Source organism: Streptomyces sp. NPDC051776, from assembly GCF_040681345.1.
Taxonomy (GTDB): domain Bacteria; phylum Actinomycetota; class Actinomycetes; order Streptomycetales; family Streptomycetaceae; genus Streptomyces.
Map to the genome: position 1 here is coordinate 1 of NZ_JBFAYQ010000159.1, position 1588 is coordinate 1588.

Genomic DNA, 1588 nt, shown 5'->3' on the forward strand with positions numbered 1-1588 from the left:
GTTGCACCTGCGTCATGCATGACGATCTACAGGAACCCGCCCCGCTGCGGGAGCGGAGCCCACAGATTGATCACAACTGGATACGCCCCCTAGTACTGCAACGGTGCTTGCCGTGACGGTTGGGCAGGTCGGTCGTTGGTGAGTTATGGGTGGGGAACTTGCTGATGCCCGGTCGTGGGCTGGTGAACTGAAGGCCTTGCATGAGCGGTTCCTGCACCGTTTCGCCAGGTCGGAGCCGCGTGAGTCGGCTCTTGCCTATATGCGTGGGCTGATAAGTCCGCTGGAGCGGAAGAACGGTTGGACGCTTGCCGAGGAGGCCGGGCATGCGGGTCCAGACCGAATCCACCGGCTGCTGAACCGGATCGACTGGGACGCCGATGAAGTCCTGGACGATGTGCGGGACTACGTGGTCGAGCATCTCGGCGACCCGGAAGCGGTGCTGATCGTGGACGACACGGGTTTCCTGAAGAAGGGTGTCCGCTCGGCGGGGGTCCAGCGGCAGTACTCCGGAACCGCAGGCCGAACGGAGAACTCCCAGATCGGGGTGTTCCTCGCCTATGCCGGCGGCCGTGGCCGCACGCTGATCGACCGCCGCCTGTATCTGCCCACCTCATGGACGGATGACCGTGAACGGTGCCGGGCTGCGGGCATCGGGGACACGATCGCCTTCGAGACGAAGGTCGTCACCGCAAGGACGATGGTTCGCCGGGCCCTCGCGGAGAAGATCCCGTTCCGGTGGGTGACCGCGGACGCCGCCTACGGCTTCTCCAAAGGCTGGCGGACCGAGCTGGAGCGGGCCGATGTCTTCCACGTCATGGCCACCACCCGTCACGACACCGTCGTCACCCGCTGGGCCATCGACCACCCCGTCCACGACCTGTTTCCCGGTCTCCCGAGACAGAAGTGGAAGCGCCGTTCCTGTGGCGACGGTGCCCATGGTCCACGGGTCTACGACTGGGCGAGGGTGGAGGTCCGGCCCTGGCACCGCGAAGACCGCCGACATTGGGTGATCGCCCGCCGCAGCGTGAGCCGGCCGCAGGAGATCTCCTACTACATCGCCTACTGCCCCGCCGACACCACACTCGACGAGCTCATCCGTGTCGCCGGCAGCCGGTGGGCAGTGGAGGAATGCTTCCAGAGCGCGAAGCAGGAGTGCGGTCTGGACGACTACCAGGTCCGCCGCTACGACGGCTGGCACCGCCACATGACCCTGGCCATGGCCACCCACGCCTGCTTGACCGTCCTGCGGGCCCGTGAACTGGACGCCGGGAAAGCAGAAACGGATCCTCCGGCCTCGTCCCCCTCAGCCTTCCCGAGCTCAGACGCCTGATCCACCGCCTCACCCACCGCCGCCCAGCACCCATCGAACACGTTCTGCACTGGTCACACTGGCGACGCAGACGACAACACCAAGCCCGCACCAGTCACTACAAACAACGCGGCTACACACCACCAGAAGCTACCCAACCGTCACGGCAAGCACCGTTGCAGTACTAGGGCCTGTGTGATGTTGTGATCAGCCAGTCGCCTTCAGGAGGTCGTTGATCCAGATCATGGAGGCACGGAGGTGGAGGCCGGCGAGGTAGCT

Annotated in this window: 1 protein-coding gene; it reads left to right on the top strand. The window is 65.4% G+C overall.

Going from position 1 to position 1588, the window contains the following annotated elements:
- The first annotated feature begins 145 nt into the window (after positions 1–145).
- Positions 146–1330 carry an IS701 family transposase gene (locus AB0M26_RS31870; protein ID WP_365266517.1) on the top strand — a complete coding sequence of 395 codons (1185 nt, stop codon included), beginning with the start codon at positions 146–148 and terminating at the stop codon, positions 1328–1330.
- The last annotated feature ends 258 nt before the right edge of the window (positions 1331–1588 follow it).

Excerpts from the sequence above, each read along its gene's own strand:
- AB0M26_RS31870 (WP_365266517.1), top strand. The coding sequence starts at position 146 with ATGGGTGGGGAACTTGCTGATGCCCGGTCGTGGGCTGGTGAACTGAAG.